Raw genomic sequence first — 26,082 nt, forward strand, 5'->3', positions numbered from 1 at the left:
GAAACGATTCCCTTCGTCGGTTCCGACGATTTCCACGAATCCAGGATCAAAATCCAGGCCGCCTGATCGACTCATTGCTACGGATACGCCAGAACGCAAGGGCTGTCTGAGGAGAACCCCTGAGGTAGGCCAACTGCGGGGATCGAACCGTCGAAGAGGCCGACCAGGAAGCTGAGCAGTCCGCCGTCGAATTCCCACCAATCGTTGTTCGCGGTATTGACCACTACAGTCCATGCTTCCGGAGACTCCGCCGTCTTCCAGTAGAAGGAATCCCCTTGGTTCGAGCTGCCCCAAGGCGGCAGACCACCCGATTCCGGAAAAGCTACATATCCTTCCGTATCGCCATCATCGACAAAGTCACGAAGAATATCCAGATCGCGGCCGCAGCTCTCCAGGCGCTTCGCTTCCTCGCCAGGCCGAGGCACCTGAACGAGCAACAGGTCGTCGAATTCGACGGACGGATAGAGTTCGCCGAACTCCTTGTAGTCAGCCGGGAGAGTGCCCCACTGGGATTCCAGGACATGCCACGCCATCTGAACCCGCTGCGGCCTCCGCGCCGCTCGCAGCGCCGCAACGACCGACTCGAGTTCACCGATCAAGCTCTGCATTGCCCACTCTCTTTCGCCCGAAGAGCTCCGTACGCCGCCTGGACTGGCCCGACTCAGCCGGACATCGGGAATTGCTCGTCCCAGTCCGCGTCCCACGGGACTTCCTCACCCCAGGACCGGGTGATCGGCATGAAGGATGGCGCCATCTCTCCGACATTCAGACTGAACATCCCCATGTCGGCCCCCGAAGCGATCTTGAAGACGAACTCGGTGGTGCTCATGTCGAAGCGGTGCCAATCCGGTTCGTCCTCCGTGCGGCCCAGGATCGACCAGTTCCCCTGGTCCCCCGGGAGCCAATAGAACGAGTCACCGGCCTCGGAAGCGCCCATCGGCAGGATGCCACCGTCGGACGGATAGGTCGGATACGGGGCAAACATGCTCCGGTACATCGGGTTGCCCATGAGACTGCCGAACGACTCGACTTGTCGGACGAGTCCGGCTCCCGTGTCCGGCACGAAGACGGCCAAGTAGTTGTTGAACACGCCGGCGCCGAAGACGTCCGCGAAGGCCTTGTAGTCCTGCGGGAGGTCGAGGCCGAGCTCGGCTTCGACTGCGGCCCAATCCGCCGGACCGCGCGCCTCCGGGACCCTTCCCACGAGCGAAACCAACTGCCCCAGCCAGTCGTTCATCTACTCGCCTTGCTCCCATCGGAGATGGATTCCGGCTTCGACCTTGCCGGCCACCTTGATACGCGATGACGGTGACATCCGCTGAGCCGCCCGGGAGCGACGCCGGGGCGGCCTCCCGTTGCGGACACGACGGCGTCGACGAGGGACAGGCCACGACCCAGACCTCACCGTCGGCCGTACGGCAGAGGAACTCGGCCATCCCGCAGTCGTACACGCAAAGTTGCATGCCGTCTACCGACCCCAGATGATGCCCGGCCGGCGGTCCGGATCGAGGCCGGATGGGCGGTCCAAGTTGGGGACGGCGGTCAGTTGTAGCCGTCGATCCAGACTCGTACGAGGCCGTTTTCGGGTGGGCCGATGCTGACGCCGATCATGATGTAGCCGTTCGGCTCGCGCTGGGTGTGTTTGCCGCCGGTGACGGATTCCGGATCGGGGCCGACGCCGTACTGGGCGAAGCCGGCGAGGCCGGAGTTCTGGGTGCCGGGTTCGAGCGGGAGCCTGATGTGGTTCGCCGTCAGGTATGCCTCCAACTCGGCTTCGGGCATGCGGAAGCTGAGCAGGACGATGTCGTCCTGGAATCCCGCGATGTACGCCCAGGTGGCGTCCGTGGCGTTCGCAGGGATGGTCACGTCGATGCGTGCGGCGGCCTGCGGCAGGGGTACGTCGATCTTCTTTTGGCCGGGCAGGCGTTCTTCCGCTTGGTTCGCTGCTCCCTGTGTGGCAAGTGAGCAGGCGTACAGGCCGAGGGGCAGCATTACCAGGGCTGCGGCAGCGATCGCGAGCCACCAGCGTCGGCGTACGCGGGGCCGGCCGAGGTCAGGGTGCATGAGTGCGTCCGCTCATGCGGTTGTGGTGCAGAGGACAGCAAGGCGATCGCGCTGCGTGCTGCTGGCGGTGGCGGTGGCGTGGATGCCGTACTCCCGTGTGGGGCGGGTTCGGTGGGGTGTGGCCATTCTGCCGTTCGGCTACTCGGGGTCTTCCTCGGGGAGCATTCCGCTGGCTCGCGCTATGGCATCGAGTTCGGCCTGGTCGCGGCTGCGTTCGGCGGCCTTGCGGTCCAGGCTGTCGCGCATCGCCGCGAGGCGTTCGGGGTCGGCGGCGGTATCCGGCGGGACGAGGGTCTGGGCGCCCTTGACATGGGCGCCGTCGCCGAGGTCGACCACCACGTGGTCGGCGCGGTCTTCGTGGCCGGAGGCGAGGGCGCCCATCAGGCCCATGATGACGAGGACTTCCCGTTGGACTTCGGGCGTGAAGAGCGCTCGTTCCTCGTCGTCCATATGGATCTTGATGGTGCCTCCGCCGTTCTCCGCCCAGAGTTTGAGCACGTCCCGGAGGAGTTCGTACTGCGCCTCGGGCATGCGGATCCGGAGCGATTCGACGTAGAGGGACAGCCGTTGCTTCGCGAACTCCGCGGGGTCGTCCACTTCGTCGTCCATGTGGACCAGCGTGCCCGAGTGGGGACGCGGTGCCTATTGCTTCGATGTCCCGGCTGGACTCGGGGAGAGCGTCGGCGGGGTAAGCGGAGGCCGGGACGGTGGGGCCTTCGTCCTGGACGCCGTTCCAGACCGTGGACATGTCGGGATCGTGGATCATTCCCAGTTCGGTGCACGGACCGGAGGCGTGTCGAGGGCGCGCCGGTGAGCAGTTCGCACGTCAGGAGCTCCGCAGTCCAAGCCGTCTCGGCGCTCCCGAAGGAGGCAAGGAGATCTCAAACGAAGTGGCTTATGGATGCGCGAAGTTACGGGCACAACTGGCAGCTCACGAGGCCCAGGCAGACGCCCGGGAGTTCAGATCGCCGAGCATGACCGATGCTGCCTACATTGGGAGCGTCGATGATGTCACGCTGCAAGCAAGGGCGTTCGACTACTTGCGCGCTCGCGCTCTCGATCCGGACGCGTCCCGCCGGATCGCTTTGAAGGCGATCAAGGAGTTCTGATGCGCATAGCCGACTCTGAACGGAATTGGCACGGGAGCAGTTACAGCAACGCGCACGGCGGTCAGTGCGTCGAGGTGGCTCTCGGGATGGGGACGACAGCGTTCCGGGACTCGAAAGAGCGTGGGCGCGGTGTGGTCCTGGTACCGCGGGCTGCCTGGGTGACGCTGGTGGTCGGGGTACGAGCCTAGGTCTGGTGGACCCAGGCTCCGGCGGGTGATGGGTGACGAGCGGGGTTCGCGTCAGGGTGGGGGCACCGCGGAAGAGCGGGAGCCACTCGGACTCGAACGGGAGCCTCACATGTCGGAGAAGACCACCACCAAGACGCTGATCCTGAACGTCGAGCTGCGGGCGCTGCCGGAAGCCGCGGATCAGGTTCGGGAGACCCTGGACGCTCTGACCGGGCCCAGTCGTGCGGAAGCCGGGTGTCGCGGCTATCAGCAGTACGTCGATCCGTACGATCCCACCCGCTTCTCGATCATCGAGGAGTGGGACGACCAGGCCGCCCTCGACTACCACTTCACGACCGAGCACTTCCTCATCGCGAAGAAGGTCCTGGACGTCGCGCTGGCGGAGCCGTTCCGGCTGCGCTTCCTGGAGGACCGCAGCTAAGCCCCAGGAGGGACGGCGGTCCGGTGGTCCGTGGCAGGGCTGCCGGGCCGCCGCATCGGAGTCGGGCGTCACTCGTTCGGCTGGTGGCGCGGGGCGGGGTCGGGCGCAGGGCAGTGTGATGCTGACGCAGTGGATTTGCTGCGTTTTGCGGAGGCCTGTCTTGCTCAATCTCCTGAGGGAGAACGCCGTCCTGGCGTTGTTCGCTTGTCTCGCGTTGGGCTATTTGGTCGGCAAGTTACGCGTCGGACCGATCACCCTCGGCGGCATCTGCGGCACGCTGATCGTGTCGATGCTGATCGGCGCGCAGCACGTGAGTGTGAACGCCGACGTCAAGAACGTGGCGTTCGCGCTGTTCATCTTCTCGCTGGGGTACATCGCCGGCCCCGGCTTCGTGGCGAATCTGAATGCCAAGGGGCTGCGCTTCGGCGTGCTGTCCATCATGGAAGCCGTCGTGGTGGTGGTCATCGCAGTGGTGATCACGAAGGTCGGCGGCCTGGACGTCGGTACGGGGGCCGGCATCCTGGCCGGCGCCGCCACCGAATCCGCGGTCGTCGGCACCGCGCAAGAGGCCATCACCGAGCTGTCCGGCATCACCGAGCAGCAGGCGACGCAGTTGCAGGCGCACGTGGCCACGGCCTACTCGGTCTGTTACCTGTTCGGCCTCATCACCATCGTGCTGCTGACCAGCCAGCTCTTCCCTCGGCTGATGAAGATCAACCTGGCCGACGCGAGCCGCGAGCTGTGGCACAAGATGCGCGGGGGAGACGCAACGCTGGAGGAAGGCCAGGAGGCGTCCATGCCTGCCCTGGTCGGCCGGACGTACGAGGTGGCCGTCGGTGACGGGGCCACGGTCCAGACCTTGGAAGAGTCCGTCCAGCTGCACGCGTCGATCGAAGGGGTCAAGCGCGGCACGAAGGTGCTGACCGTCTCCCCCGAGCTGAAGCTGCGCACCGGCGACCGGGTGCTGGTGGTGGGCAAGCGCGAGGGCGTCATGGGCATCGGCGAGAGCCTGGGCCCGGAGACCTCGGGCGTCCCCGGCATCGAAAGCCCCCTGACAGTCAGGGAGTTGGTGCTCACCGAGAAGAAGCTGGCCGGGCAGACGGTCGCCGCGGTGAACAAGGCGTACCCGGTGGAGACCGAGGGCGTCTACCTGACCGGCCTGCAGCGGGTGGGCCAGGATCTGCCCGCCTCCGGGGAGACCGAGCTGCACCACGGCGACACTCTGACGGTGGTCGGTACGGCATCCAAGGTCGACCGGTTCCAGAAGAAGTTCGGGGCGAAGGTACGCACCGAGAGCGCCGACTGGGTGTACATCGGCTTCGGCATCTGCCTGGGCGTACTCCTCGGCCAGATCGTCGTGCACATCGGCGACGCGAATCTGACGTTGGGAACGGGCGGCGGCTGCCTGATCTCGGGCCTGGTCTTCGGGTGGTTCCGGTCCACGCAGCCGACGTTCGGCGCGTACCCGCCGGTCGCCGCGCAGACCATGAAGGATCTCGGGCTGGCGATGTTCATCGCGGTCACCGGCCTGGCCGCGGGCCCGGACGCCGGTCCGCTGCTGAAGCAGTACCCGCTGCTTCTGCCGCTGTCCGGCATCGCGATGGTGGTGATCCCGGCGTTCCTCGGCCTGTGGATCGGCCGGAAGTTCCTCAAGATCGACAAGCCGATCCTGATCGGCGCGATCGCCGGCCAGCAGTGCTCGACTCCGGCGATCACCGCGGTGACCAACACCGCGAACAGCAGCGTGCCGATGCTGGGCTACACGATCACGTACACACTCTCGAACTTCCTGCTGCCGCTGACGGGGCCGATCTTCGTCGGGATCATCGGCCTGCAGACGTAGGAGAAGAAGGACGGACCGGGTACGGGAATGGCGAAAGGCGCCCTGGGATCCAGGGCGCCTTTCGCGGTCACGAGCGCGGGGGCAAGCTCACCCCCCGTTCCCGCCCGGCCTCCCCGCGTCCACCCACTCCTGGTGGTAGTCGTCGAAGATCCGCCGCACATGGTGGCCGATCTTCAAGTAGTCGAGGTCGTCCAGGTTCGCGAGCGACGCGCGGATCGACCACTCCGGCCCGTCGAACCCGCCGCCGTTGAGCAGCACCACCGACGTCTGCTCGGCGAGCCGGAACAGTGCGTCGACCGGTTCGTAGTTGGCCTCCAGGTACTTGGCGAAGGCCGCGCCGTACTCGCGCTTCGCCTGGGCCATCAGGTCCAGTTCGATGTAGTAGCAGGCGCGCTTCGGGTCGTCGTTGATCGTCATCCCGGAGCCCTCGAGCAGCAGCCCGAGCCGCCGCCGCACGGTCTCCTGCAGGAGCTGCTTGTACGCCTGCCCCTCCTCCAGCAGCCCGAACAGCGAGAACAGCGCCATCTGCACCTGCTGCGGCAGGCTCAGCCCGGCCGTGTGGTTCAGTGCGACCTGCCGCGAGTCGGCGACCATGCGGTCGATGAACTTCAGGGCCCCCGGGTCGAGCGTCAGCGTCCCGTAGCGCTTCGCGAGGCGGGCCTTCTCAGCGTCCGGCAGGGCCGCGATCAGCTCGTCGATGACGTTGTCGTCGTGGATGCCGATGACGCCGACCCGCCAGCCCGTCGCACCGAAGTGCTTGGAGTACGAGTAGACCAGGATGGTGTTGCGCGGCAGGTCCGCGGCGATGGTCCGGAAGCCGTCCACGAACGTCCCGTACACGTCGTCCGTCACCACAATCAGGTTCGGGTTCTGGTCCCGGACGATCCCGGCCATCTGCGCCGCAACCCGCTCGGACAGCGCGAGCGAGGGCGGGTTGCTCGGGTTGACCAGGCACACCATCTTGATCGACGGGTCGGCCAGCTTGGCGACCTCCGACTCCGGATACCGCCACTCGCGCACGCCGTCCTCGGCAAAGAGGTCGGCCTTGATCTCCACCACGTCGAAGGCGTACGTGTCGAGTTCGGGGATCTCGATGTACGGGGTGAACACCGGCACCATCAGCGCGATCCGGTCGCCGCGCGCCAGGATCCCGTTCTTCATCAGCGAGTCGAAGACGTAGCACATCGCCGCCGTGCCGCCCTCGGTCGCGAACAGGCTGAGGTGGTTGCCGGCCGCCGCCTTGCCGTCGAAGACCTCCTGGTGGAGGTAGGTCCGGATGACCTGCTCGGTGCAGGTCAGGATGCGGTCCGGCACCGGGTAGTTGTCGCCGATGTACGCGTCCACCAGCTCGTGCACCCACGTGTCCGGGTCGAAGCCGAGCGTGTCGATGCCGTAGCGGATGCACTTGTGCAGCATCTCGACCCCGACGAGCCCGGGGTTCGCGGTACGGAACGCCTCGAACCGCGCCGCGGCCCCCGGCACCGCGGGCATCCCGCCCAGGTCGTCGGCCGTCCACACCCGCCGGCTCTCCCCCAGCGCGAAGTGCCCGAGCGCGAGGAACGCCTCGCGCGGCCCGGTGGCGATCCAGTTCGGATTGCCCCGGCCCGCGTTGAGCATCTGCTGCGCCGCCTGGTGCTTCTGCTTGTCCTCGGCACCTGCCGCGGCCGCATGCGCCTCGGCGAGCTTGATGAACTCGGCCTTCAGCTCGAAAGGGCTCAGGGCTGCGAGGCTGCGCATCTTGTCGCGGCTGTAGGTGGCCTTGGGCACGGCACGGCTCCTCTGGGACAGGGACGGTCGGCACCGTGTACCCCGGAATCGGCATCCGTAATGTGCCGCGACCAGGGCCTCCGCGGCCGGCGCGGCGTGTCCCGCGGCGATCATCGGGTAGGGGCCTGGTATGACCCGGATACCTCGGGACCAGAGGCGTGGGACCGAACCCGACGACGCCGTGACGGACCTGCCGTTGCGGCGGATCCTGTCGCGGCTGGCCCTGGTCGCGGGTGTGGTGGCAGCGGTCGGCTGCTCGTGGGCGGCGGCGGTGTCCGAGGCGCATCAAGGGGTGTGGATCTTCGCGGCGGTGATGTCGGCGGCCACGGCCATCGTGGCGGCCGTCGACCTCGGCGTGATCCGGCATCGGATGGAAGCACGCCGGAACAGGCCCGGAGGCAGCGGCTCCGGACGGTTCGTCGCGCACTGACACCCAGAGCCGCGCACGCGTACCGGCACCCCAGGGGCAGGGGCCGTGCACGCGTAGCGGCAGCCCAGGGGCAGGGCCGTACCCGCGTACCCATGAACCCCGAGCCGTACCAGGACGCCGACCCCTGGACCAAGCCGGTGACAACCTGCCGCCGCCCGAGCGAATCCCCTCACCCGGGCGGCCCCATCGGCGCTACCCCACGACGATTTGCGCGGTTTGTCCAGGTGTCTGCCGCACCCGCCGCGGCACCCGCAGGAGAACGGAGTCACCCTGGGCGAACAGATCCCCTGAGGCGTGTCAGCGGTATTCCGGTAGCTGCCGGCCTTCGCGCCGCGGCCGGTGGTCAGGCCAGCATGGCGACGACCATCACCACGGCGAAGAGCAGCACACCGGCGAGTACGGCCAGCACGGTCACCAGCAGCCACGGCATCGGATTGCGGCGCGGTCCCGCCGCTTCCACCGTGCCGCCGGAGCCCTGCGCGTACTCGGGCCCCTCGGCCACCGGGTCTTGTGACACGGACGTCCTCCCCGCATAGGTCCCCACAACGGCAATGCCCACCCAGCCTGTCACCCGGGCGGGCCGCCGTGCATCGGTCCTGCGGAGGAATCGGGGAAATACCGGTGCTTGTCCCGGAGTCCCACCCGGAACGCATCGGCGCTCCCCCGCCTCCTCCCGTCCAGAACCGGTTGACGGGTCCAGCGGAAGATCGGCCGAAGATCAGCGGAGGATCCGCAGCCGGCGCCCACCCGGCCTGCGGCGGCCGGCACCCACCCGGCCCGCCCGTGTCGTGCCCGTGGCACGCGCGTACGCACGCACCCACACGTCCGTGCGCGCAGTCGCGGCCGAGAGCAGCGGCGGCCGGCCGCGACCCTGTCAGCAGGGTCGCGGCCGGCCGTTGTCGCGCTGTGCGTGCCGCTGCGGCGACGGTCAGACCGTCGGCGGCTGCCCGCCGCCCTGCTGCTGGCTCGTGGCGATGAGCCGGGCCAGCCAGAAGCGCAGGAAGTTCGACAGCGAGTAGCGGATGAACAGCGCCATGCCCGCGATCGAGATCGTGATGCCGACCAAGCCGACCACGATGGCGTCGTTCTGGGTCAGTTCGAGGCGCGTGGTGTGCGCCATGATGTACGCCCCGAGGGCGGTACCGATGCCCGCCACCAGCAGCGCGACGCCCAGCCACATGAGCTGCTTGTCGATCGCCGTGTTGGGCGCCTTGATGCGCAGGCCCGCGACCTCCTGGGCCAGCTCGCCCGACCGCGGTCCGCCGGCCGGCGGCAGTGCGGGCGGCGGGGGCGTGCTGCCCTCAAGGGCGACCGGGGTGCCCGCCGGAACGGTGGGCGGAACACCGGCGGTGTTCGTGCTCATGGGTTCACCTCGTGTCTCGCCTCGTGACGTACCTGACGTGCCTGCCGTACCTGACGTGCCTTCGGTGCCTGCTTCTTTCGCCATGCTGATCTGGCCGGCCGTGCCCGCCGCGCCTTCCGCCGACTCCCCGTCGGAGGACGCGGCCGCCTGCTCGCCGCCCAGGTACGCGGTGACCCGGTCGGACCCGGAGCCGGATCCCGAACCGACCGCCGGCAGGACGACCGTGCTGTCGCTGCTGCCGTCCGCGCCGCCGCTGCTCTGCGCCGGGACCGCGGGCAGGAGCAGCGTCGCCGCAGTGCCCGCGGACTGCGGAGGCGGCTCCGACTCGGGGTCCTCGCCGCCGCCACCGCCGCCGCCCAGGTACGCGCTGTGCAGCCCGGACGCGATCTGCTGCGGCGTCCCCACCGCGGTGATGCGCCCGCCGGTCATGACCGCCGCGAGGTCGGCGACCCCGAGTGCGGTCTGCGCGAACTGCTCGACGAGGAGCACCGTCACCCCGGTGCCGGCGATGCGGGCGACGATCTCGAAGAGCTGCTCGACGACCAGCGGTGCCAGGCCCATGGACAGTTCGTCGATGAGCAGCACCGCCGGATCGGTGGCGATGGCCCGGGCCATGGCGAGCATCTGCTGCTCGCCGCCGGACATCGTGCCGGCCGCCTGGCGGCGCCGTTCCTTGAGCCTGGGGAAGATCGGGAAGACGCGTTCCTCGATCTCGGAGCGCGACACCCCCCGGTAGCTGGCCATCCACAGGTTCTCGGAGACGGTGAGATTGGGGAAGACCCCGCGCCCTTCCGGAATGCTGCACAGCCCCAGCCGGGCCAGGTCGACCGGTGCGGCGCCGGTGACGCAGCGCCCGGCGAGCCAGATGTCGCCGCCGCTGGGGGCGTGCAGGCCGGACGCGACCTTGAGCATGGTGGTCTTGCCGGCCCCGTTGGGCCCCAGGACCGCCAGCACCGAGCCGGCCGGCACCGCGAGGTCGACGCCGTGCAGCACTTCGACCTGCTCGTACGCTGCCTTGATGCCGCGCAGTTCGAGCAGCGGCGGGGCGGCGGCCGGGCCGGGGACGGGGAGTTCGAGCGTCAGTGTCATCGCGACACCCCCAGCGCGTCGTCGGGATCGGCCAGGACGGCGGGGTCGAGGTCGTCGTCGACTTCGCCCAGGTAGGCCGCCCGCACGGCCGGGTCCGCCTGGATCTGCGCGCAGGTGCCCTGCGCGAGCTTCTTGCCGAAGTCGAGCACGTGGAGTTCGTCGCACACCGACATGACCAGGTCCATGTCGTGCTCGACGAGCAGCACCGCGACGCCCTCGTCGGCGACTTCGCGCAGCACGCGGGAGAAGTCGGCGGTCTCGGACTCGTCCTGCCCGGACGCCGGTTCGTCGAGCAGCAGGACGCGCGGCCGGCAGGCCAGCGAGCGGGCCAGTTCGACCATGCGGCCCTGCCCGGTGGGCAGCGAGTCCGCGCGGACTTCGGCGATGGCCCCGAGGTTGAGGCGCTCGATGAGCTTCTCGGTGGTCGGTGCGGCGCGCTCCGCGGTGCGGTGCCGGCGCTTGAACTGGGCTGCCGCGACGTGGATGTTCTCGCGGACCGTGAGCGATCCGAAGAGCTCCAGCCGCTGGAAGGTGCGCGCCATGCCGCGCCTGGCCCGCTTGTACGGGGCCAGCTTGCTGATGTCGCGGCCGTCCAGTTCGACCTTGCCGGCGTGCGGGGCCTGCAGGCCGGTGATGACGTTGAACATCGTGGTCTTGCCGGCGCCGTTGGGTCCGATCAGTCCGGTGATCTGCCCGTTGAGGGCCCGGAGGCTGATGTTGTCGAGGGCGGTGTGGCCGCCGAACCGGACCGTGACGTCCCTGACCTCAAGCCCCATGGCGGCCTCCCGAGACGGCGGTTGCACCTGCGCCGTTCACGGCGACGGCGGTGAGCGGCGGAAGTCCGAGGGTACGGTCCAGCGCCTCGATGTCGGCAGGGGTGAACGGCTTGCTGAGGCCGAGTTGCTCGGGCGGCGCGGTCATGCCCTCGGGCAGGACGTCGCTGCCGGTCTGCTTGCCGACCTTCTCCGATTCCAGGCCGCGGGCCACCGACGAGATGGCGGCCAGGGCCACGCCGATGGCGATGACCATGGCGTAGTTGCCCACCAGATCGGCTTCGCGGGCCACGAACGCAAGCACCACCAGCGCGCTGCCCGCCGCCATGACCGCCGGGTATTTGAGCGCCGGATCCCACTTGGGCCGGAGTTGCGCGGCGATCATGCCGTTCGGGTTGCGGCCGAGCGCGATTCCGTTGAGGCCGATGAGGATCGTGGTCAGCTGCACGTAGTCCGGGAAGAGGTTCGTCATCAGCGGGGTGCCCAGCAGCATGGCGGTGAACAGGGCGCCGCCGGGCGAGTTGAGGCCGGCGATGACCATCGACATGAGGATGGAAAGGCCCGCGAAGAACTCGAACTGGGTGGCGCTGACCGACTTGGTGGCCCCTGCCAGGATGCCGCCGCCGACGCCTGCGATGGCCGCCGACGTGGCGAACACCGCGAGGGTGGTGAGCTTGTGGTTCATGCCGAGCGTGGCGCAGGCGGCCGGGCTGTCCTTGAGGGCGAGCAGGCGCTTGCCGAACTCGCCGCGCCGGATGGCCACCACCAGCAGGCTGCACAGGGCGAAAGCGACGCCGCCGAAGATGAAGTACGCGCGGTCGCTGTCGATGCTCACCCAGGGCAGGTCGTAGCGCTCGACGTTCAGGGTGCCGCCCTTGAAGATGTGGAACGTGGTGTCGCCCCACGTCCACTTGGGCAGCAGGTAGATCCATCTGTCCAAGGCGACCGCGAATGCGGCGGTGGCCAAGGCGAGATAGATGCCGGACAGGCGCAGTGCGGGCAGTGCGACGATCGCCCCGATGAAGGCGCACAGCAGGGCCGCGTAGACCAGGCCCATGAGGCTGCCGTCGCCGCCCCAGTGCGCCACCGCGATGGCGCCGATGCCGGCGAAGCTCAGCTGCGCCAGGGAGAGTTGGCCGGCGTAGCCGACCAGCGGGATCATCGACAGCGCGATGATGCCCATGCCCCACATCTTGGTGCTGCTGAACAGGTCGATCGGGTCCATCGTGCGGGCTGCGACGACCGATCCGAACACGACGGCGGCCGCGAAGATCAGACTGCCGGACCAGGTCGGCCGCTTGGCGATCTCGCGGGTGCGGGAGGCCGCGTGGCCGCGCAGTTGCGACTGCGGCATGAGCAGCAGCGCCACGAACAGCACCGCGACCGGGACCACGGCGACGAAGCCGCTCAGGTACGGCTGGGCCGTCTCCCACTTGGGCACGTAGCCGATGGCGTAGTCGTTGGCGAGGCCGATGACGAGCGCGCCGACGAAGGTCATCGGCAGGCTGCGCAGCCGTCCGATGACCGCCGCCGCGTACGCGTTGATGATCAGCAGGGTGAGCGGCAGCGGGCTGAGCGACAGCTTGGGGGCCACCAGGATGCCCGCCACCGCGGCGAGCATGGTGCCGATGGCCCAGGCCATCATGCCCGGCACTTCGGGGCGCGAGCCGTTGAGGACGGCCAGCGAGCGGTCGTCCACGGTGGCGCGCATGGCGACGCCGGACCGGGTGCGGGTGAGCAGGATCCACAGCCCGATGGCGACCAGGAGTGCCACCGCGAGTGTGGTGACGTCGCTGTACGGCACGCGTACGCCGAGCACTTCGACGACGTGGCCTTGGAAGAACGGTGTGATCGTGCGGTTCTTGTTGGGGTCCCAGATCCACAGCACCGCCGCGACCAGGGACAAGAGGATGGCCACGGTGACCATCAGCTTGGTGGCCTGCGAGGTGCCTTCCAGGCGCCGCATGATCACCAGGTGCATCAGCGCCCCGAACAGCGGGGCGAGCAGCAGCAGGACCACGGCCAGGGCCAGCAGGACCGGCCAGCCCCAGCCGTAGTGCAGCTGCCAGTAGGTGAAGGCCGCGAACATTCCGGTGGCGCCGTGCGCCATGTTGAAGATGCCCGTGGTGGTGTACGTCAGGGTCAGGCCGCCGGCGGTGATCGCGTAGATCCCGCCGGTGGCCAGACCGCTGATGGTGAACGTCAGGAACTCTTTCACGCACCCCTCCGTGGGCGGATCAGGTGGACGTCCGAGCGGATGTCACCGCGGATCGGGTGGCGTCAGGAGTAGGTCTGGTCGAGCGTGACGGTGTTGTCCGACGAGCAGTTGAAGATCGCGTCGGTACTGGGCTTGGTGACTTCCTTGTCCACCTGGAACCCGTCCTTGCCGAGCTTCAGCAGCGAGAAGCAGGGGTTGGCGTCCATCTCGGTCAGCGGTCCGACGGTGTTGGGCGCGAAGAGGCCGCCCGCCGTCCAGTCCTTGACCTTGGACTTCTCCAGCACGCACTCCACCGTGACGTCCGCACCGCAGGCCTTCACGGCCTGGGCCCACAGCAGCCAGGCGTTCAGCCCGGAGTAGTGGAAGTAGACGAGGCGGGCGTCCTTCTTCTTGGTGTGGAAGAGCTGCACCGCGAGGTCGGCGACCGGCTTGTCCTTGGCGGCTTCCTGCGGCCAGAAGGTGGTGTAGACGAAGAAGTCGCTGTCCACGAGCCCGTCGGCGGCAGCCTGCACGTTCGCCGCGTGGTAGGCCGACTGGTCGGAGAGAATCACCTTCGGCGCCCAGCCGGCGTTCTGCATCTCCTGGAACAGCGGGGTCGCGTTGACCGCGAACACACCGGCGCTGACCAGGATCTGGACGTCCGCGGCCTTCATGGACTCGACGAACGCGCGCCAGGTGGCGCCGATGGGCGGGGAGAGCTGCTTGGAGACGATGGTCCCGCCGGCCTTCTGGATGGCGTCCTCGTAGCGGTCCGCGACCGGCTTGAGGGAGTCCAACTCCTGGCCGAGGATGCCGACCTTGCCCTTGAGGTCGGGGTACTTCTCGAAGAGCGCCTTGTACGGGCCGACCGGGCCGCGGTTCGCCGGGATGCCGCCGGGTTGCACCTGCAGCGGGGCGTTGATCGCCTTGGTGGTGACCAGGTAGCCGGGGATCTGGCCGAGGTTGCAGCCCAGTCGCGGCTCGACGGAGGCGTCGTCCAGCGGGTTGCCGCCGCCGACCGACATGAAGTCTTCCTGGCACGCCGCTGCCGTCGCCGCCGCAGCTTCGAAGAGCTTTCCGTCGCGCTTGTCGACCTTGATCTTGCGGCCGTTGATGCCGCCCTGGCCGTTGCACCAGTCGGCGAACGCCTCGCCCATGTCCCAGAACTCCTGGCCGAGGCCGGGCTGCGCCGGGTTGTTGGCGTCGGCCATGGTGGCGACCTTGATCTCCGTCTCGGAGACGCCGCGCACCTGCTGCGAGGCCGGCTTCTGGTCGGCCGGCTTGGCGCTGCACAGGCCCTTCAGGTCACCGAAGTCGCCCGCGGCCAACTGCGTGTTGGTGGGCTTGGGGTTGTTCCCCGGCAGGACGCCGCCGCCCCCACCGCCGCCCTCGGCCACCCGCATGTCCCCGGATCGGCTGCAGGCCGCGACGAACAGCAACGGCACCACCATGCCCACTGCCCATCGCCGCGCCATACGCCCAGCGAAAATTGACGCCATCGGCCCTCCCGACACTTGTGTCCGCTGACCGGACGCAAGTTGTCCTGGTCGGCATTCGTCGTGCTGCGGTGCTTTGGTGCTCAAGTACTGAAGTGCTTTGGTGCTCGGTGCTTTTGTGCTCGACAGCTGTTGGTGCTGAGGTGCTCAAGTTGCTCGACTTGCCCAAGTGCGCACGTGCTTGTGCACCGCCCGGAACACGATCGAGTCGTGTGTCGACGACTAGGAGGTGTCGGGAGCGGCGATAGGGTCCGGAGATGCCATCAGACAATGGACCATGGAGCGATGGCCGGGACACTAACGGCGAGCTGACGAGGGTGCAAGAGCCGTCCCACCGGCAAAAAGTGCCGGTCGGATAACGCTTGGCGGAAGGGCGACGACATGCCGGTGAAGCGAGAAGGCGACAATTTGACGAGCACCGTCGTCGACCGTGTCGCGACCGCGAACGGCGAGCTGGTCCTGCGCCGCGACGGCGCGCACTTCGAGATCATCAGCAACGGCACCTTCCTGATGGACACGCGGGACGGGACGTCCGAGCGGCTGCTCGTCCGGGCGGCCGTCGCGGCGCTGCCGGGAACCGGCCTGCGGGTGCTCGTCGGCGGGCTCGGCGTGGGTTTCTCGCTCGGCGAGGCGGCCGCGCACCCCGCGGTCGGGCACGTCACGGTGGTGGAGCGCGAGGCCCCGGTCATCGCCTGGCAGCGCGGGCCGCTGGCGCCCTTCTCCGGGCATGCGCTGTACGACCCCAAGGTCGAGGTGCGGCAGGCGGATCTGGTCGCCTGGGCGCACGATTCCGGGGCGTCCGGAGGCCATGAGGCCGTGGAGACGTTCGACGCGCTGTGCCTGGACATCGACAACGGCCCCGATTGGACCGTCACCGACTCCAACCGCTCCCTCTACGGCGAGGCCGGCCTGCGCGCCCTGCGCCGCCGCCTGGCGCCCGGCGGCGTGCTCGCGGTCTGGAGTGCCGCGGCCAGCCCGGAGTTCGAGAAGCGGCTCGGCACGGTGTTCGCACGCGTGCAAGTGGAGGAGATCCCGGTACGCGTCCCGCGCGGCGTGCCCGACGTCGTCTACCTGGCGTCCTGACCCCGGGCGTCCTGACCCCGGGCGTCCTGACCCCGCGTCAGCCACCCGTCCTGTTGTCCGGGGTGGCGAACGACACCTTGCTTGTTGCCACCTGGTGACGATCTTGTTTCCCCTCGTTTGCGCAGGTCAGGACTGCATTTCATATGCTGACTATCCGTCAGGGAAAACTTGTGTGAGTCCTCTAACTCATGTCAGCATGCGATGAAAGGGCGACGTACGAGGGGACGGATGCACATGGGCACGGCGACGGGCGCGGAACCGGGGTACATCGCGGACCGGCTCGCACTGCGCGACCTGGTCGAGACGTACGCGCAGGGCGCGGACCGGCGCCGCCCCGAGCAGGTCGCGTCCCTCTTCCTCCCCGAAGGGCGCCTGGTGGTCGAACGCGACCCGGGCGCCGAGCCGATCGTCCGCACCGGCCCCGCGCAGATCGCCAAGGCGATGACCGGCCTGGACCGCTACATCGCGACCATGCACGTGGTGGCCAACCAGCTCGTGGCCATCGACGGCGACCGCGCCGAGGCCGAGACCTACTGCACCGCGCACCACATCTACGACGACGAGTCCGGCGTGCGCCGCGACCGCGTGATGGCGGTCCGCTACGAGGATGTCTACGTCCGCACCCCCGACGGCTGGCGCATCGAGACCCGCAGGCTCAACTGCGACTGGGTCGAGGACCGGCCGCTGACGATCGCGTCGTGAGCGGCGCCGACCAGGGCGGCAGTACGAAGGCGCCGGACGGCAAGGAGTCGGCCGACTCCCCCGGACCGCGCGCCGCACGGCGCAGCAGCCCCACCCTCATCCTCGCCGCGCTCTCTTTTGCGGCGACCGCCATCGCGGTCATGCAGACAGTGGTCACCCCGATCCTGCCGCAACTACAGGGCAGCCTCGGGGTGTCCAGCTCGGCCATCGCCTGGGTGCTGACCGGCAACCTGCTCGCCGCCGCGGTCGCCACGCCGCTCATCGGACGGCTCGGCGACCTGCGCGGCAAGAAGCGCTACCTGCTCATCTCGCTCGGCGCGGTGGCGGCCGGCTCTGTGCTGGCCGCGGTGACCACGTCGTACCCGATGCTGGTCGCCGGGCGCGTGCTCCAGGGCCTCGGCGGCGGTGTCGTTCCGCTCGCGCTCAGCGTCGTACGCGACGAGTTCCCCCGGCACCGCACTGCGGGCAGCATCGCGGTCATCGGCGCGACGATCAGCGTGGGCTCGACATTCGGCTCGGTGATGACCGGCCTCATCGCCGACCGCTGGGACTACCACCTGCTGTTCTGGCTCTCCGCTCTGGTCTCGGCGATCTCCATCGCGCTGGTGTGGGCGGTCGTGCCGGACAGCAGTGCGCCCGCTAAGCCCGGCAAGGTCGACATGCTCGGCGCACTGACGCTGTCCGGCTGGCTGGCCGCGCTGCTCGCCGCGGTCAGCGAGGGCAGCCGGTCCGGCTGGGGTGCGCCGCTGGTGGTCGGCGGGTTCGCCGCGGCCGTGCTGCTGTTCGCGCTGTGGATCTGGTGGGCCCTGCGCTGCCCCGAACCCCTCGTCGACCTGCGGGTCATGACGCGGCGTCCGGTCCTGCTCGCGGGCCTGTCCGGGATGCTCACCGGCATGGCGATGTACGGCTCGGGCCTGCTCTTCGCGCCGTTCTTGCAGTCCCCCGAGTCGCGCGGCTACGGCTTCGGCACGACCGTGCTGGCCGCTTCGCTCTACATGCTCCCCGGCGCGCTGGGGAACCTGGCCGCGGCGCCGGTCGCGGGCCGCATGATCAACCGCTACGGCCCGAAGCCCGCGCTGATCCTCGGGCCGCTGCTCAGCGCGGTGAGCTTCGCGGTGCTGATGCCGCTGACCGGGCATGTGTGGGCGTTCTCGCTGGTGTTCACGCTCTTCGGCTTCGGCCTCGGGCTGGGGTTCGCGGCGATGCCGGCGACCGTCAACGCGAACGTCCCGGCGAGCATGACCGGCGTCGCCAACGGCATGAACGCGGTGCTGCGCACCATCGGCGGCGCGGTCGGCGCGGCAGTCCTGGGCGCGATCCTGACCGCGGTGACCCTGGACGGTTCCGGGTCCGCCGCGACCGGCGAGGTCCCGAGCCTGACCGCGTATCAGATCTGCTTCGGGCTGCTCGCGGTCGCCTGCGTGATCAGCGCGGTGATCGCCTGGGCCGTCCCGGCCCCGGGCAGCGGCCAGGCCGCGGCGGCAGCGGAGGTACGGCCGGACGCCGCACCCGACGCCTTCCAGCAGGCCGCGGCCGCGGTCGGCCGCACGGGGACGCCGTCCCTGGGCGACCCGGCCGCTCCGGGTCCGGCGTCCTCGTCGCCTTCATCCACATCCTCGTCCTCGTCCTCGTCCGGCCGTCCGGCCCACGGCGGCTGACCGGCCGTCACGCCCGGGACGGCCGGTGCCCCTTGCCCTGCGGGCGGCCTACAGCGGCCAGGGCCCAGGCCCCGGGCGCTTGGCCGCCGGGTCGACGACGCGCACGACCGGGGTGGGGTCCTGGCCCTGCTGCGTGACGATCGCCAGGGCCTTGCCGTCCTCCGACCAGGCCAGTCCGCGTTCGAGGAGGCGCTCGCCGCGGGGCAGCCGGAGGCTGACCGGCGGGCGGCTCGCGTCCGGTGCGTGGAGGAAGACCGATGCCTTGTCCGGGCCTGCGGTGCGGACGCCCATGGCCAGCCACTTGCCGTCCGGCGAGGTTCCGACGGAGTTCGGGGACTGGCCGGTAGGCCAGGCGCCGGAGCTGCGCATCTCGCGGTCCGCGGTGAAGGCGTCGACGCTGCTCTGCGACCCTGCGGCGGTGTAGAAGAGCCGGCCGTCCGCGGCGACGGCGAGGTCGTTGAGGTTGCTCCCGCCGCGGTTCTCGCGGCCGTCCTCGACGAGCTTGCCGCCCTCGACGCGGTAGAGGCGCACGTTCACGGGACTGATGTGCGGCTGGCTCGCGACGATGCGGGCGGCTGCCCCGTCGCCGCCCTCGGCGAGCAGCGGAGCGCGCTCGAAGCGCCGCTGGTCGGTTTCGGGCTTGGCGGGGTCGACGGCCTGGTGGCCGTAGCTCGCCACCGCCGGTTCGACGGAGGTGTCCAGCCGCCCGATCTCCCCGCTCCAGGCGTCGCATCCGTAGCCGAACCACACGTCGGTGCCGGTGCGGACGAGGTGTGTCGGGCAGCTGTGCGCGTTCAGCCGGTAGCGGGCCCGCTCGGTGAGCGTCGCGGTGTCGATCGCGGAGATGGCGTCCCCGGCGGCGAGGGCGACGTAGAGAGTCGAGCCGTCTGCGCTGAGCACCATGCCGGATGCCCCGAACTGGCCGTCCAGGACCGTCTTCCCGCGCCCGTCGAACCCGACGGAGACCACCTGATTGGCGGACGCCCCGGAGGAGTAGTAGACGCGCTTGTTCGCGCTGTCGACCACGACATCGCCGACGTCGCCGACCTGCGCGGCCGACGGGAGCGTCGCCGCACCGACAGCCGGAACTCCCAGGAGAGACAGGCCGATCACTGCACCGGCCAGCCGAATCTTCACCGCCATCGAACGCTCCCAGCTGGAGAAAGTAAAGGAGGACGTGCGCACTTCGTGCACCGCGCCGTACTAGCCGCGGAGGATCAAGGTCGAGCCGTCCCGGGGCATCCCCGACCGGTCGCTCTCCGGCGTTTCGCGGTGCGTCCAGACGCTGAATCCGACGCAGGCGACGAAGCTGTCGTCCGCCTCGGGATCGAGCAGCAGGCAGCGGAGACGGTCGGTGCAGTCGCTCCGGATCCCGGCGAACCTCGCTATTTCCCGGGCGAGTTCATGGCCGGCCTCACGCAGGGCGATGCCTTCGTACGTCGTCTTGAGCTTCATGCCGACGACGCCGAAGAAGGTCGCCTCGACGACCTCGCCCGCGGGCACCCGGTCGACGCTGCGCAGGGTGAGCTCCGAATGCCCGACCTGGTAGCGCCACGGGCGGATCCGGCGCGGCAGGTGGAGCGGGAGGCCGGTCGCCGCCCGGCCGCCGGGTTCAGGATCCGAAGGGATTGGCGACACTGCCCTGCCCCCGTCGGTAGAAGGTCACACGGTCCCACGAGCCCGGATTGTCCCTGATGAGGCTCAGCTCCCACGCGGTGACGTGCTCGCCGTCCCGGGGATCGTGGCGGGCACCGATCCGGGCCGCGGCCACCGGGTCGTCGATGCCGTCGAGATTGAAGTGGATCTTGGTACGTCCGTCCTTCACGTACCCCTTCAGCTCGTTCACCCAGTCATCGCCGCCGGACGGCCAGTGCTTGTACGACTTCGCCTTCTTGGAATCGGCGAAGTCCATCAGGTACATCGGGTCGTCGTCGTACGAGCTCAGCCCGAGGGCGATGGACTCGCAGCCGTCCGAGTTGTGGACGAGGACCGGCGTCGCGCCCGCGACCACGTAGTACGTGTGGAAGTCGGCGACCGTCAGGTTGTGGACGCGTTGCGAAGCCGACTGCCCGGCGACCGCCGTCACCTGGACATACGTGCCGGCCCCCGTGCGCAGCAGCTGCCCCGCACGCAGTTCGCTCGCGGGCAGCCACCTCCGCAAGTCCTCGACCCAGAAGGGGTGGTTCCCGGTGGCGGTGACCGCGGCCGTCGCCTCGCCCGAGGGGCCGTCGGTGTCCACGTGGACCGTGACGAGGTCCTTCGGGCCCTCGCTCGTGATGCCCGCGGTCACCGCGCGCGAGCCGGCGGCGCCCGTCTCCGGGTCGGCGGCCGCCACCTTGTCGCCCGGGCGGACCTCCTCGATCGGCTTCGCGCTGCCGTCCGCCATCAGCACCGGCGTACCGGGGACGAAACTGCTCCGCCGCGCGCACGAACCGCCTTGCGGCTTCGGGGCGGACACGGCCGGCTTCGCCTTCGCCGGGCCTCGCCTCTTGCCGCCGATGCCGATCAGCGGGACCTCGGCCAGCGGGATGTCGAGGCGCTCCGACAGCTGCGCCTGGAGTTCCTCGGCGGTCAGGTCCTTGATCTCGTCCTTGAGGACGTCCTTGATCTCCTGCTTGAACTCGCGCTTGACCTCCTTGAACGCGAGCTTCCCGTACTTCGCCGCCTTCGCCGCCGTGGCCGCGTACCCGATGCCGGGGACCGCAGAGGCCAGCGACAGTGCCGCGTCCTCGTAGTTGCCTTCGGCCGCGTACCAGGCCGCGTTGGCGACGTCGGCGACCTCGCCGACGAACGGGATGGTGCCGACCACGTCCAGCACGGCGTGCCCGAGCGCGGCCCAGAAGTGGCCGTCGATCTCGATGTTGGAGACCGGGTTGCCGCCCGCGAAGGAGTAGCGGTTGGTGCTCCACGGGTCGGTGCCGAGGTTGAGGTCGGCGAGGGCCCCGTTGTACATGTCGCGCGACAGGAACTGGTTGCGGCCCGGGCTGTAGCCGCGGAATCCCATGTCGTAGGTCTGCGAACCGCCGTCCCAACGCATGGAGTTGAAGCGGTACGAGTTGAACGCCTCGCCGCCTCCGCCGCCGCCCGGGTCGGAGGGCTTGTCGGGGCCGCTGAAGGCCTTGGGGTCGTCGCTGCCGTACGCGGTGTAGCCGTAGGTGGCCTTGGTGTCGCCGTTGCGGTCGGTGACGGCTTCCACGTCCGCGTGCGGGCCATAGCCGAAGTACGTGGTCTCCTTGGTCTTGTCGGAGTCCGACTTCGGCTTGGTCTGCGAGAGCCGCTCGCCGAACGGCCCGTACTCGTACTCGGCCTTGACCTCGTCGCCGGTCTTCTCGCTGACGACTTCCTTGCCGAGGCCCAGGTACTCGAACTCGGTCGTCTTCGCCGGCCCCGCGGCCGGGTCGGTCGTGCTCCGGGTGCGGCGGTCCAGCGGGTCGTAGACCGTGCTGGTGACGGTCGGTTCGCCGCTGCCCGGCGAGGCCCAGGCCCGGTGCTCGGTGACCCGGTCGAAGCCGTCGTACGTGTAGTTCTCGCTGGCCTTGCCGTTCTGCGTGATGCGGCTCAGCCGGCCGAAGGGGTCGTACGTGTAGGCGAACGCGCCGCCCGCGTCCTGGACCGTGGACGACACGAGCCGGTTGCGGTCGTACGTGTACTCGGTCTTCTTCTTGGCCACGACCTGCCGGGTCACGTTGTTGGCGGCGTCGTGCTCGTATTCCTCGGTGGTGTCCTCACCGCCGGAGGTCTTGGCGACCTTCTCGATCCGGTTCCGCGGGTCGTACATGAACACCGAGGTGCGGTCGAGGAATTCGCCCTTCTTGTCGGCGTTCATCGTGCGCGCCTCGTCGCGCGCCCGGTTGCCGTCGGTGTCGTACGAGATCTCGTGGCGGGCGACCAGTTCCCCGCCGGACTTCTTCTCCTCGGTGGTGAAGGTCAGCCCGTCGAGGTGGTACGTGTTGGCGACCTTGTTGCCGTTGGCCTTGACCTGGGTTTCGAGGCGGCCGAGGAGGTCCCACGTGAAGGTCGTCGTCTGCGGTTTCGCGTCCGGGCCGCGCCCCGGGGTGGTGGCCTCGAGGGCCAGACCGCGGGGGTCGTAGGCGTACGTCGACTCCTCGCCGTCGCGGGTGCGCTTGAGCAGGTTGCCGTTCTCGTCGTAGCCGTAGGCGGTGGTGTGCGCGGGCTCGTTGCCGCCCTGGAACTCCTTGACCTGGGAGGGGCGTCCGAGCGGGTCGTAGCCGGTTTCGAAGCGGCTGCCCGGACCGTCCTGCGTCCGGTCGGCCACCTCGGTCTGATTGCCTTCGGCGTCGTAGCGGTACGCGAATTCGTGCGCAGGCGGCTCCGCGACGCGACCCGCGCGGGCTGTCGCGACCACCCGTACCGCGTCCGCGACCAGGTCGCCGTCGGCGCCGTCCGCGGTGAGGGTGATGCGGGCGTCGCGGTCCTGCGGCAGCTTGAAGGTGCCGAGCGGGACCCACTGGCCGCGTTCCTTCCGCTCCTCCAGGCCCTGGAGCGTCGCCTTGAGCGGTACGGAGCCCTCGGCGGGCGGCAGCCCCTCGCCTTCCACGGTGTAGCGGGCCTGGGCCGCGGCGGAGGAGGAAGCGGCCACGTCAGCGGGGACATACACGGCCACGTCGAAGTCGGCTGTGGTGTCCGGGGCGCCGGGCACCGGCACGGACCATGTGAACGACCCCGGGCCGGATGCCTGCGGGTGCTTCCGCGCGTCGGCGCTCCACGCCTTGGGCTGCGCGACCGCGTCCCAGGTGCCGACCGCGACGGGCGGCCGCCCGCTGTCGGAGTCGTCCGCGACCGCCGCCGTGGATGCCGCGGGAGCGCCCTTGTCGGTGCGGGACTTCAGTTTGCCGTCGGGGTAGTAGGCCCAGCCCATCGTGCGGGTGTTCGCGCCGTCGCCGGTGATCGTGCGGGTGAGCTGGCGGCCCATCACGTCGTAGGTGAACCGGGTCTCGATCTGCCACGGGTCGACGCTCGACTTGACCTTGCCGTTGTCGAAGTAGTCGGTCTGGGTGAGGAGGGGTTCTCCGCCGGCCCGCGAGGCGGGTGCGGTCGTCCTGACCAGGCTGCCGACGGCATCGAACTCGTAGCGCATTTCGTCGCGTTGATTCACATGGCCGTGCGCGGGGTCGTACGGCAGCACGGTGCGCACCACGCGGTTGAGGGCGTCGAACTCGGCCTCGCCGGTGAGCGTCGGCTTGTTCTCGGCGATGGCCCGCGGGGTCCAGGTGCGGGTCCGGTTGCCCGCCTCGTCGTACTCGTAGCGGGTGGTGCGGTACTCGATCGAGCCGTCGGGCTTCTTGCGGTGCGGGACGCGGGTCTCGATCAGCGCGCCGCGCGCGTCGTAGCTCGCGAACGACTCGGTGCCGTACGCGTCGGTCTTCGCGACCGCGTTGCCGTCCCGGTCGTAGCGGATCTTGCCGGTGGCGCCGACCGCATCGCGGGTCTCGACCGGCCGGTGCGCGAGGTCGTACGCGGTGGTGCTGGTCGGCCGGGACTCGCCGCGGGCGTTGGTGCGCGGGTCGCTGGTGGCGACCATGTTCCCGACCCGGTCGTACGCCATGGTCTTGCGGCCGCCGAGCGCGTCGCGGGTCTCCACGATGCGGCCGAGCTCGTCGAACACCGCGAAGCTGGTGTAGTCGTCGGGCTCGGGGGTCTCGTTGCCGCGCGGCGTGGTGGCGCGGACCGGGTTGCCGACGGCGTCGTAGGCCATCGTGGTGACGCGGCCGGGCCCGCCCGGGTCGTCGCCGGGGGCGGTGCTGGTCACGACCCGGCCGGTCTCGTCGTAGACGCTGGTGCTGACGGCGCCGTCCGGGGTCGTGGAGCGCAGCACGTTGTCGTTGCGGTCGTACACCGGGGGCGGCGTGACGGCGAAGACGCCGTGGTCGGTGTCGATCGGCACCTTGGACGAGAGCGGGCGTCCGCGTACGTCGTAGGTGCGGGTGGTGCTGTGCCCGTGTGCGTTGGTGGCGGACAGGACGTTGCCGACCGCGTCGTACACGAACGTGGTGGAGTGGCCGAGCGCGTCGGTGATGGTGCGCGGTGATCCGGTGGGGTCGAAGTCGGCGAAGCGCGTGGTGTTGCCGCGGGCGTCGACGGCTTCCAGCAGGCGTCCTGCGGAGTCGTAGACGTTGCGCGAGGTGTAGTTGCGCTTGTCGTTCTTGTCCTTGGCGTTGCCGCGCGGGTCGGTGAGCGAGATGAGGTTGCCGTACGCGTCGTGGCCGAAGGTCCAGCGCCGGCCCTCGGGGCTGACCTTCTCGACGAGGTCCGCGACGTGCCCGTCGAGGTAGGTGCGGTACGACAGGCCGGTGGAGGCCTTGTCGCCGGCGTTGGCGACCGCATCGGTGATGGTGAGCGGGTTGCCGGTCTTGTGGTCGTACTCCCAGGTCGTGCGGGCCCCGGCGGCGTCTTCGAGCTCGGTGACGTTGTTGTCGGAGTCCCAGGTCAGCCGGGTGACTTCGGCCTTGGCGTTCTGTGCGGCGACGGGCCGGCCGAGGGCGTCGACGGTGTAGGCGCCGACCCGGCCGAGGGCGTCGGTGACGGCCATGGTGGTGCCGCCCTGGTCGGTGGGCGTCCAGTCGAAGAACGTCCCGCTGCCGCGGCGGTCGGTGATCTGCCGCACGCGCCCGTCGTCCGCGTAGTCGACGGAGGTGGTGTGGCCCATGGGGTCCTGGACCGAGGCGAGGCGCGGGTTGCCGTGCGGGTCGGCGGCGTACGCCATGCGCAGGCTGCGCTCGTCGGGTGTCCCGGCGGCGTCGGCGATGCGGCCCAGCAGGCCCTTCTCATCGTAGGTGAGCTGGACGCGGCGGCCGGAGACGTCGGTGACCGCGTACAGCTGCCCGATGAGTGCGGCGTTGGCCAGGCCGTGGCCGCTGTGCAGGACGTCGCCGACGAGGTAGGTGTAGTCGTCGCCGGGGCGCAGGTAGTCGAGGGTGAGCACGACGCGGCCGGCGGCGTCCACCAGGCGGCGCAGGCTTCCGGCGAACTTGGGCTCGGCGTCGTCGTATTCGAAGCGCAGGGTGTTGCCGTTGCGGTCCACGACGGCGGTCTGCAGGCCGAGGCGGTCGAAGAAGAACTGGGTGCGGTCCGGGCGGGTCAGCACCCAGGCGCGGGCCGGGTCCTCGGCGCCGGTCGGGGCCACGTGCAGGTGGACGCCGGGCGGGTGGTCGTAGTCCCAGCGTTCGGGGGCGTCCACGCCGTGCCGGTTCAGGCGGAAGGTGTGGGTGGTGCCGTCGCCGTCGGTGAGCCGGACTGCTTCGGCGTACCCGTACGCCGACGCGCTGCCCGGCCGGAACTCCAGCGCGGCACCGAGCCTGGTCAGCGTGGACGCGGCGACCGACCAGCCGCGTCCCGCCGAGGAGTTCGCGGGGTCGAGCGAGTTGTAGGTCATGCGCAGGAACGCGGCCGGGCCCAGGGAGGGGTTGGCCAGGATGTTCCAGCCGAGCACCGCATTGCCGTTCGCGGCGTTCACCATGACGGCGGCGCCCGCGCCCGCGCCGATCTGGGTGTACTGGTGGAACTTCTCCAAGCCGAGGCGGTCGGAGCCGAGCTCCTCCGGCGCGGTGGCCGCCGCGGCGGAGACAGGTTGCCGGGCGTCCGTCGGCGCACGTAACTGCTCTTCCCGATGCGGGAGTTCGCCCGGGGCCGGAGCCGTCTTGCCGCGATGGCGGCCGGGGTCGGCTTTCCAGGGGTGCCACTCCGGGCCCGACGCTTTGTCCGCGGGGCGCCGGAACAGCTCCTCCGCGGACGCCGCGGCGGGCGCGAGGAGGATGAGTGCCAGGAGCCAGACGAGGACGGTGCGGACCCTGGCCACGGTGTCGGCCCCTCACTGTGCGACTGGAACTAACCGAATGGTTGCCCTTGTCAGTCCTACAGGAGAGCTCCGGGCATTCCAGG

21 protein-coding genes are annotated in these 26,082 nt (G+C 69.7%); 8 read left to right on the plus strand and 13 right to left on the minus strand.

What is annotated here, in order from left to right:
- Positions 1-77 precede the first annotated feature (77 nt).
- The 4 genes from LZ495_RS00710 to LZ495_RS00725 form a co-directional block, all read right to left on the minus strand.
- Complete coding sequence (locus LZ495_RS00710; protein ID WP_235049774.1) at positions 78-608, minus strand: SMI1/KNR4 family protein; 531 nt, start codon at positions 606-608, stop codon at positions 78-80.
- Positions 609-661: 53 nt separating this feature from the next.
- Positions 662-1,237, minus strand: a complete 576-nt coding sequence (locus LZ495_RS00715) for an SMI1/KNR4 family protein (RefSeq protein ID WP_235049775.1) — start codon at positions 1,235-1,237, stop codon at positions 662-664.
- A 305-nt stretch (positions 1,238-1,542) separates the two neighbouring features.
- Positions 1,543-2,064, minus strand: coding sequence for a hypothetical protein (locus tag LZ495_RS00720; protein WP_235049776.1), 522 nt, complete (start codon positions 2,062-2,064; stop codon positions 1,543-1,545).
- A gap of 138 nt (positions 2,065-2,202) precedes the next feature.
- Positions 2,203-2,673: a hypothetical protein gene (locus LZ495_RS00725; RefSeq protein WP_235049777.1), complete on the minus strand. Its 471-nt coding sequence runs from the start codon at positions 2,671-2,673 to the stop codon at positions 2,203-2,205.
- 365 nt (positions 2,674-3,038) lie between these two features.
- Between LZ495_RS00725 and LZ495_RS43705 the strand changes: the two genes are divergently transcribed.
- The 4 genes from LZ495_RS43705 to aspT all read left to right on the plus strand — a co-directional run bounded on the left by LZ495_RS43705 (position 3,039) and on the right by aspT (position 5,625).
- Positions 3,039-3,173: a hypothetical protein gene (locus LZ495_RS43705; protein WP_268822169.1), complete on the plus strand. Its 135-nt coding sequence runs from the start codon at positions 3,039-3,041 to the stop codon at positions 3,171-3,173.
- Entirely contained in the window at positions 3,173-3,361 is a 189-nt protein-coding gene (locus LZ495_RS00730) for a DUF397 domain-containing protein (RefSeq protein WP_235049778.1), read from the plus strand. Before LZ495_RS43705 ends, LZ495_RS00730 begins: the two co-directional genes overlap by 1 nt.
- A gap of 109 nt (positions 3,362-3,470) precedes the next feature.
- Positions 3,471-3,782 carry a putative quinol monooxygenase gene (locus LZ495_RS00735; RefSeq protein ID WP_235049779.1) on the plus strand — a complete coding sequence of 104 codons (312 nt, stop codon included), beginning with the start codon at positions 3,471-3,473 and terminating at the stop codon, positions 3,780-3,782.
- Positions 3,783-3,942: 160 nt separating this feature from the next.
- Entirely contained in the window at positions 3,943-5,625 is a 1,683-nt protein-coding gene (aspT, locus tag LZ495_RS00740) for an aspartate-alanine antiporter (protein ID WP_235049780.1), read from the plus strand.
- 87 nt (positions 5,626-5,712) lie between these two features.
- Here the strand turns inward: aspT and LZ495_RS00745 are convergent, their stop codons facing one another.
- Positions 5,713-7,392, minus strand: coding sequence for a bifunctional aspartate transaminase/aspartate 4-decarboxylase (locus tag LZ495_RS00745; RefSeq protein ID WP_235049781.1), 1,680 nt, complete (start codon positions 7,390-7,392; stop codon positions 5,713-5,715).
- A gap of 130 nt (positions 7,393-7,522) precedes the next feature.
- Between LZ495_RS00745 and LZ495_RS00750 the strand changes: the two genes are divergently transcribed.
- A complete protein-coding gene (locus tag LZ495_RS00750) occupies positions 7,523-7,822 on the plus strand; it encodes a hypothetical protein (RefSeq protein ID WP_235049782.1) in 300 nt (99 codons plus the stop codon).
- Positions 7,823-8,165: 343 nt separating this feature from the next.
- Here LZ495_RS00750 and LZ495_RS00755 read toward each other — a convergent pair whose 3' ends face one another.
- From LZ495_RS00755 to LZ495_RS00775, 5 genes are all read right to left on the minus strand, one after another.
- Positions 8,166-8,339 carry a hypothetical protein gene (locus tag LZ495_RS00755; RefSeq protein WP_235049783.1) on the minus strand — a complete coding sequence of 58 codons (174 nt, stop codon included), beginning with the start codon at positions 8,337-8,339 and terminating at the stop codon, positions 8,166-8,168.
- A 411-nt stretch (positions 8,340-8,750) separates the two neighbouring features.
- Positions 8,751-10,274, minus strand: coding sequence for a branched-chain amino acid ABC transporter ATP-binding protein (locus tag LZ495_RS00760; protein ID WP_235049784.1), 1,524 nt, complete (start codon positions 10,272-10,274; stop codon positions 8,751-8,753).
- Positions 10,271-11,050 (minus strand): ABC transporter ATP-binding protein, encoded by a 780-nt coding sequence (locus LZ495_RS00765; protein ID WP_235049785.1) that lies wholly within the window; start codon positions 11,048-11,050, stop codon positions 10,271-10,273. The genes LZ495_RS00760 and LZ495_RS00765 overlap by 4 nt, the downstream gene beginning before the upstream one ends.
- Positions 11,040-13,265, minus strand: coding sequence for a branched-chain amino acid ABC transporter permease (locus LZ495_RS00770; protein ID WP_235049786.1), 2,226 nt, complete (start codon positions 13,263-13,265; stop codon positions 11,040-11,042). The genes LZ495_RS00765 and LZ495_RS00770 overlap by 11 nt, the downstream gene beginning before the upstream one ends.
- Positions 13,266-13,327: 62 nt before the next feature.
- Complete coding sequence (locus LZ495_RS00775) at positions 13,328-14,719, minus strand: ABC transporter substrate-binding protein (protein ID WP_235049787.1); 1,392 nt, start codon at positions 14,717-14,719, stop codon at positions 13,328-13,330.
- Between the two features lie 402 nt (positions 14,720-15,121).
- Here LZ495_RS00775 and LZ495_RS00780 point away from each other — a divergent pair, with 402 nt between their 5' ends.
- The 3 genes from LZ495_RS00780 to LZ495_RS00790 all read left to right on the plus strand — a co-directional run bounded on the left by LZ495_RS00780 (position 15,122) and on the right by LZ495_RS00790 (position 18,183).
- The gene (locus LZ495_RS00780) at positions 15,122-15,823 is read left to right on the plus strand and encodes a spermidine synthase family protein (protein ID WP_372498500.1); all 702 of its coding nucleotides are present in this window, start codon (positions 15,122-15,124) and stop codon (positions 15,821-15,823) included.
- A gap of 234 nt (positions 15,824-16,057) precedes the next feature.
- Positions 16,058-16,525, plus strand: coding sequence for a nuclear transport factor 2 family protein (locus LZ495_RS00785; RefSeq protein ID WP_235049789.1), 468 nt, complete (start codon positions 16,058-16,060; stop codon positions 16,523-16,525).
- Complete coding sequence (locus LZ495_RS00790) at positions 16,522-18,183, plus strand: MFS transporter (protein WP_235049790.1); 1,662 nt, start codon at positions 16,522-16,524, stop codon at positions 18,181-18,183. Before LZ495_RS00785 ends, LZ495_RS00790 begins: the two co-directional genes overlap by 4 nt.
- Before the next feature lie 48 nt (positions 18,184-18,231).
- On the opposite strand, the gene LZ495_RS00795 is transcribed toward LZ495_RS00790, so the two are convergent.
- From LZ495_RS00795 to LZ495_RS00805, 3 genes are read right to left on the minus strand one after another with little or no spacing between them, the layout of a single operon-like run.
- Positions 18,232-19,326, minus strand: coding sequence for a hypothetical protein (locus LZ495_RS00795; protein ID WP_235049791.1), 1,095 nt, complete (start codon positions 19,324-19,326; stop codon positions 18,232-18,234).
- 60 nt (positions 19,327-19,386) lie between these two features.
- Positions 19,387-19,821: a hypothetical protein gene (locus tag LZ495_RS00800; RefSeq protein ID WP_235049792.1), complete on the minus strand. Its 435-nt coding sequence runs from the start codon at positions 19,819-19,821 to the stop codon at positions 19,387-19,389.
- Positions 19,796-25,999, minus strand: coding sequence for a polymorphic toxin-type HINT domain-containing protein (locus LZ495_RS00805; RefSeq protein ID WP_235049793.1), 6,204 nt, complete (start codon positions 25,997-25,999; stop codon positions 19,796-19,798). The genes LZ495_RS00800 and LZ495_RS00805 overlap by 26 nt, the downstream gene beginning before the upstream one ends.
- Positions 26,000-26,082: the final 83 nt, after the last annotated feature.

It is taken from the genome of Yinghuangia soli (genome assembly GCF_021502675.1).
Lineage (GTDB): Bacteria > Actinomycetota > Actinomycetes > Streptomycetales > Streptomycetaceae > Yinghuangia > Yinghuangia soli.